The sequence below is a fragment of the Streptomyces beijiangensis genome (assembly GCF_017315755.1).
GTDB classification, from domain to species: domain Bacteria; phylum Actinomycetota; class Actinomycetes; order Streptomycetales; family Streptomycetaceae; genus Streptomyces; species Streptomyces beijiangensis.
In genome coordinates, this window is the sequence record NZ_JAFLRJ010000509.1 from 1 (window position 1) to 6,317 (window position 6,317).

Below are 6,317 nucleotides of genomic sequence, written 5' to 3' on the forward strand. Positions count from 1 at the left end.
GGCTCCGCCCCCGGACCCCCGCTCCTCAATCGCCGGAGGGGCTTGATTTTGCCCGATGCGCGCTTGAATTGCGTGGGCTGTTCATTCCCGCGCGTACAAGCCGGTGGCAGACATATCAAGCCCGTCCGGCGATTGAGGACAGGCGGCCGGAGGTCGCCTACAGCGCGACGAACGTCGCAGTCAGCAGCGCCGCCCCGGCCAACCCCGTAGCCCACGCAGTGCGCGGCATCCGCAACCCGCCCCCGATCACCAGCGCGGCCAGCACCAACGCCCCACCCAGCGGCACCCACGCATGGAGCACCCCCGCCGCCCCCGTCCGCACCACCTGGTCCGTCCCCGGCTTCACCACCACCGGCAGCCGCTCGCCCTTCTTCGCCGCGACCGACCGGTCGATCGTCACGCCACGCGCATGCGGCTCCGAGTCGCCCGAGGGAACGTACGACCCCGTGCACACGTCCTCCCCGCACGCGGACACCGTCATCGTCCCGTGGTCCCGCCCCTTCGCGAGCAGTACGTGCTGCGCCGTCCCCCACGACGACCAGACGCCCGCGACCAGGACCAGCGCGACCACGCCGCCGTACAAAAGGATGGCCAGATTCCGCCTCATGCTCATGCGGCGCGATCCTTGGCCATGGGACTACTCCAGGTCAAGCGCGGCCCACGGCCCTCAGGAGTTGTACGTACCCTGGGCGCGCTCGAGCCCCTCGGCGAGCAGCGCCTCCACCGCGTCCGCGGCCCGGTCCACCAGATAGTCCAGCTCCTTGCGCTCCGCGCCGGAGAAGTCCTTCAGTACGAAGTCGGCGACCTGCATCCGGCCCGGCGGGCGCCCGATGCCGAACCGCAGCCGGTGGTAGTCGGGGCCCAGCGACTTCGTCATGGACTTGAGACCGTTGTGGCCGTTGTCCCCGCCGCCCAGCTTCAGCCGCAGCGTGCCGAAGTCGATGTCCAGCTCGTCGTGGATCGCGACGATGCGGTCGGTGTCCACCTTGTAGAAGTCCCGCAGCGCGGTGACCGGACCGCCCGACAGGTTCATGTACGACAGCGGCTTTGCCAGCACCACACGCCGGTTCAGCGGTCCGGGCGGCCCGATCCGGCCCTCCAGGACCTGCGCACGCGCCTTGTGCGTCTTGAACTTCCCGCCGATCCGCGAAGCCAGCAGGTCGGCGACCATGAAACCGACGTTGTGACGGTTGGCCGCGTACTCGGGACCGGGGTTCCCGAGCCCCACGATCAGCCAGGGCGCGTTGCTGTCCGACATCCGTGCGTTTCTCCTTGTGAGCACCAAAAGCCGGAGAGGCGTTTTCAGCCTCTCCGGCGTTTGAGGAGCGGGGTCCGGGGCGGAGCCCCGGGGATGAGTCAGCGCGAGGCTCAGGCCTCGGTGGTCTCGGCGGTGGTCTCGGCCGCGGCCTCTTCCTGCGTCGAGACGACCTGGAGGACGACCGCGTCCTCGTCGATCGCCAGGACGGTGCCCTCGGGCAGCGTGATGTCCTTGGCGAGGATGGACTGACCGGCGTCCAGGCCCGCGATCGAGACGGTGACCGACTCGGGGATGTGGGTGGCCTCGGCCTCGACGGTCAGGGTGTTGAGGACGTACTCGAGAAGGTTGGCGCCCGGCGCCAGGTCGCCCTCGGCGATGACGGAGACCTCGACGGTGACCTTCTCGCCCTTCTTGACCGCGAGCAGGTCGACGTGGGTCAGGGTGCGGCGGATGGCGTCACGCTGAATGGCCTTGGGGATGACCAGCTCGGTGCGGCCCTCGATGTCCAGGGTCAGCAGGGCGTTGTTGGTCTTGAGCGCCATCATGAGCTGGTGGCCCGGAAGGGAGATGTGAACCGTCTCGGCACCGTGGCCGTAGATGACCGCGGGGACGCGGTTGGCGCGGCGGGTCTGGCGGGCGGCGCCCTTGCCGAAGTCCGTGCGTACTTCAGCGGTGATCTTGATCTCGGCCATGGTGGCACTCCTCGTAGATGATGACGGGTGTCAAAAAAAGAGACGGGTCACCCGGCCACGACAAGCAGCCTGCTACGAACAGCGCGTCGATAACGGAGCCCCGTACTGAAACCAGTACGGCCTCCCTCGCCGAGCAACTCAGTGAGTCTACCCGGCGGGAAGGCCGTACCAGAAATCGATCTTTACCGAGGCCGTGAGGCCGTGAGGCCTTGGTCGCGTTGGTTACGCCTGCTCGTCGAAGAGGCTCGTGACCGAACCGTCCTCGAAGACCTCGCGTACCGCACGCGCGATCGTCGGCGCCATCGACAGCACCGTGATCTTGTCGAGCTCCAGGTCGCCCGGGTCGGGCAGCGTGTTCGTGAAGACGAACTCGCTCACCTTGGAGTTCTTCAGACGGTCCGCGGCGGGACCGGACAGCACGCCGTGCGTGGCCGTCACGATGACGTCCTCCGCACCGTTGGCGAACAGGGCGTCCGCCGCGGCGCAGATCGTGCCACCGGTGTCGATCATGTCGTCGACGAGGACGCAGACGCGGCCCTTCACGTCACCGACGACCTCGTGGACGGTGACCTGGTTGGCGACGTCCTTGTCGCGGCGCTTGTGCACGATCGCGAGGGGCGCGCCCAGGCGGTCGCACCAGCGGTCGGCGACGCGCACGCGGCCGGCGTCCGGGGAGACGACGGTCAGCTTGTCGCGGTCGACCTTCGCGCCCACGTAGTCCGCGAGGAGCGGCAGGGCGAAGAGGTGGTCGACCGGGCCGTCGAAGAAGCCCTGGATCTGGTCGGTGTGCAGATCGATCGTGAGGATGCGGTCGGCGCCCGCGGTCTGCAGCAGGTCGGCGATCAGCCGGGCCGAGATGGGCTCGCGGCCGCGGTGCTTCTTGTCCTGGCGGGCGTAGCCGTAGAACGGCACGATCACCGTGATGGAACGGGCCGAGGCCCGCTTCAGCGCATCGACCATGATGAGCTGTTCCATGATCCACTTGTTGATGGGAGCCGTGTGGCTCTGCATCAGGAAGCAGTCCGCACCGCGGGCCGACTCCTGGAAACGGACGTAGATCTCACCGTTCGCGAAGTCGAAGGCCTTCGTCGGCACGAGGCTGACACCCAGGTGGTGTGCAACCTCCTCGGCCAGCTCGGGGTGGGCGCGGCCGGAGAAGAGCATCATCTTCTTCTCGCCGGTCGTCTTGATCCCGGTCACAGCACAGTCTCCTCAGACGTGTTGGATTGCCGCTGGGCGAGCCAGCCGTGTGCATTTATCACGGTACGCCGAGATCGGCGTACCTGATTCCGGTCAGCTTTTGCCGGACGTCTCCGGGGGAGCGGCCTGGGCCGCCTGGGCGGCCGCACTGCCCGGCCGCTTGCGGGCCACCCAGCCCTCGATATTCCGTTGCTGGCCACGGGCGACGGCCAGCGCACCGGAAGGCACGTCCTTCGTGATCACCGAACCGGCCGCGGTGTAGACACCGTCCCCGACTGTGACAGGTGCCACAAACATGTTGTCCGCGCCGGTCCTGCAGTGCGACCCGATCGTGGAGTGGTGCTTGCTCTCGCCGTCGTAGTTGACGAAGACGGAGGCCGCCCCGATGTTCGTGAAGTCGCCGATGGTCGCGTCCCCGACGTACGAGAGGTGCGGAACCTTCGTCCCCTCGCCGATGGTCGACTTCTTGATCTCGACGTACGCCCCGACCTTCGACTTCAGCCCGAGCTTCGTCCCCGGCCGCAGATAGGCGTACGGACCGACGGAGGCCCCCTCGCCGATCTCGGCCCCGGTCGCCACGGAGTTGTCCACGCGGGCGCCCGCGTGGACGGTGGTGTCGATGAGGCGGGTGTTGGGCCCGACCTCCGCACCCCCGGCGATGTGCGTGGCCCCGAGCAACTGCGTACCCGGGTGCACGAGGGCGTCCTGCCCGAAGGTCACGGTGACGTCGATGAAGGTGGTGGCCGGATCGATCACGGTCACCCCGCCCAGCATGGCCCGCTCCAGCAGCCGTGCGTTCAGCAGGGCGCGCGCCTCGGCGAGTTGGACACGGTTGTTGATGCCGAGGATCTCGCGGTGGTCGGCGGCGACGGACGCCCCGACGCGGTGGCCGGCCTCGCGCAGGATCGACAGCACGTCGGTGAGGTACTCCTCGCCCTGGCTGTTGTCGGTGCGCACCTTGCCCAGCGCGTCGGCGAGCAGCTGCCCGTCGAAGGCGAAGACCCCGGAGTTGATCTCCCGGATCGCCCGCTGGATGTCGGAGGCGTCCTTGTGCTCGACGATCGCGGTGACCGCGCCGGTGTCGAGGTCGCGCACGATCCGTCCGTACCCGGTGGAGTCGGGCACCTCGGCGCTCAGCACCGTGACGGCGTTGGAGTCGGCGGCGTGGGTGGCGACGAGCGCGGTCAGCGTCTCGCCGGTGAGCAGCGGGGTGTCCCCGCAGACGACGACCACGGTGCCTTCGACGTTCCCGCCGAGCTCTTCGAGCGCCATCCGGACGGCGTGTCCGGTGCCGTTCTGCTGGGCCTGGAAAGCGGTGCGTACCTCCGCGTCGATCTCGGCGAGGTGCGCCTGCACCTGCTCGCGTGCGTGGCCGACGACCACGACGAGGTGGTCGGGGTCGAGCTCACGGGAGGCGGCGACGACGTGTCCGACGAGCGAGCGCCCGCTGATCTCGTGCAGGACCTTGGGAGTGGCCGACTTCATGCGGGTGCCCTCACCCGCTGCGAGGACGACGACGGCGGCCGGGGTATTGGCGCTCACGGTGGTGCCCTTCGGCTTCGGGTGGTGGACACCCGAAGGATACCGGGGGGTATCGGGCCGGAAATATGTGCGGGTCCCGGCTGTGAAAGCCAGGACCCGTGAACTGTTGCTCCCCCACCAGGATTTGAACCTGGACGAACGGTACCAAAAACCGCAGTGCTGCCTGATTACACCATGGGGGATGAAACCCGACTGAACCGGACATTGTGCCGGGTTGTCGGATCGGCACGCAACACTATGCCGTACCAACCGCCTTCCACGCGACGGCAGAACTCGGCGCTTCGCCCCGGAGTCTGATCTTCCGGTCCCGCGTCACTTGTGCCCCGTAACCTCCCGCTGGGGAAAAGGTTGGGAGCCCCGCCATGCCCGCCCGTAGGCTGGAAGGCATGACCGTAACGGGGGCGCAGCACCACGACGCCGCGGGGTTGACCTCCCGCGGTTGGTGGTGGTGGGAGCGGCGGCGCAGTGCCGTCCTGGATGTGGGGCTGGGCGTTGTCTCGGCCTTCGAATGTGCGTTGGAAGGCGTGAGTTTTGCGGGGCAGGCGGGGGTGCCTGCGCCTGTCGGGGTGGTTTTCGGCCTGGTCGCGGGTGCCTCGCTGGTGCTGCGCCGGCGGTGGCCGATCGCCGTGGTGCTGGTGTCGATCGCCATCACGCCTGCCCAGATGGGCTATCTGATGGGTCTGGTCGGGCTCTACACGCTCGCCGCATCGGAAGTGCCGCGCAGGCTGACCGGCGTACTGGCAACGATGTCGTTGGTGGGGACGTTCATCGTGACGTCCGTACGGCTGCGGCACGGGGTGGGGACGGACGCCGACGACCCAGGTGCGGTGTTCGTCGTCCTGGTGTCGGTCTTCATGTCGCTGGGGCTGACCGCGCCCCCTGTGCTGTACGGGCTGTACATAGGCGCCCGGCGGCGGCTGATGGAGTCGCTGCGGGAGCGGGCCGACAGCCTGGAGCGGGAGCTGGTGCTCCTGGCCGACCGGGCGGAGGAGCGGGCCGAGTGGGCCCGTACCGAAGAACGGACGCGGATCGCGCGCGAGATGCACGACGTCGTCGCGCACCGGGTGAGTCTGATGGTGGTGCACGCGGCGGCGATCCAGGCCGTGGCGCCCAAGGACCCGGCGAAGGCTTCGAAGAATGCCGCGCTGGTGGGGGACATGGGCCGGCAGGCGCTGACCGAGCTGCGGGAGATGCTCGGGGTGCTGCGGGCCGGGGAGGCCGCGAAGGCGCCGGTGGCGGTGCCGCTGGCGGCCGTACGGGACGCGGCTGCCGCTGCGGCGGCCTCAGCCGGTGAGGACGGGCCCTGTCTCGACGAGCTGGAGACGCTGGTGGGGCAGTCGCGGTCCGCGGGGATGACCGTGGAGTTCGTGGTCGAGGGCGCGGTGCGCAACTATCACGCGCTGGTCGAGCAGACCGCGTACCGGGTCGTGCAGGAAGCCCTGACGAATGTGCACAAGCACGCGGCGGGGGCGAAGACGTGGGTGCGGCTCGCGTACCGGGGGAGCGAGGTCGCCATGCAGGTGGAGAACGGCCCCTCGGACGCGGGGGTCGCCGATGCCGGGCTGCCGAGCGGGGGCAACGGGCTCGTGGGGATGCGGGAGCGGGTGACCGCGCTGGGCGGGGTG

General features: G+C 69.0%; 6 protein-coding genes and 1 tRNA gene. 1 reads left to right on the forward strand and 6 read right to left on the reverse strand.

Features of this window, described 5'->3' with window-relative positions:
- Positions 1–157: 157 nt before the first annotated feature.
- The 6 genes from J0695_RS36075 to J0695_RS36100 all read right to left on the reverse strand — a co-directional run bounded on the left by J0695_RS36075 (position 158) and on the right by J0695_RS36100 (position 4,874).
- A complete protein-coding gene (locus J0695_RS36075; protein ID WP_206969002.1) occupies positions 158–607 on the reverse strand; it encodes a hypothetical protein in 450 nt (149 codons plus the stop codon).
- Between the two features lie 60 nt (positions 608–667).
- On the reverse strand, positions 668–1,258 hold the full coding sequence (pth, locus tag J0695_RS36080; protein WP_206968997.1) for an aminoacyl-tRNA hydrolase: 591 nt from the start codon (positions 1,256–1,258) through the stop codon (positions 668–670).
- Between the two features lie 110 nt (positions 1,259–1,368).
- Positions 1,369–1,950: a 50S ribosomal protein L25/general stress protein Ctc gene (locus J0695_RS36085; protein ID WP_206968998.1), complete on the reverse strand. Its 582-nt coding sequence runs from the start codon at positions 1,948–1,950 to the stop codon at positions 1,369–1,371.
- Positions 1,951–2,172: 222 nt separating this feature from the next.
- A complete protein-coding gene (locus J0695_RS36090; protein WP_206968999.1) occupies positions 2,173–3,150 on the reverse strand; it encodes a ribose-phosphate diphosphokinase in 978 nt (325 codons plus the stop codon).
- Between the two features lie 93 nt (positions 3,151–3,243).
- Complete coding sequence (gene glmU / locus J0695_RS36095) at positions 3,244–4,692, reverse strand: bifunctional UDP-N-acetylglucosamine diphosphorylase/glucosamine-1-phosphate N-acetyltransferase GlmU (RefSeq protein WP_206969000.1); 1,449 nt, start codon at positions 4,690–4,692, stop codon at positions 3,244–3,246.
- A gap of 109 nt (positions 4,693–4,801) precedes the next feature.
- A tRNA-Gln gene (locus J0695_RS36100) sits at positions 4,802–4,874 on the reverse strand.
- A gap of 204 nt (positions 4,875–5,078) precedes the next feature.
- Between J0695_RS36100 and J0695_RS36105 the strand changes: the two genes are divergently transcribed.
- A partial coding sequence (locus J0695_RS36105; protein WP_206969001.1) for a sensor histidine kinase occupies positions 5,079–6,317 on the forward strand: 1,239 nt, incomplete at its 3' end.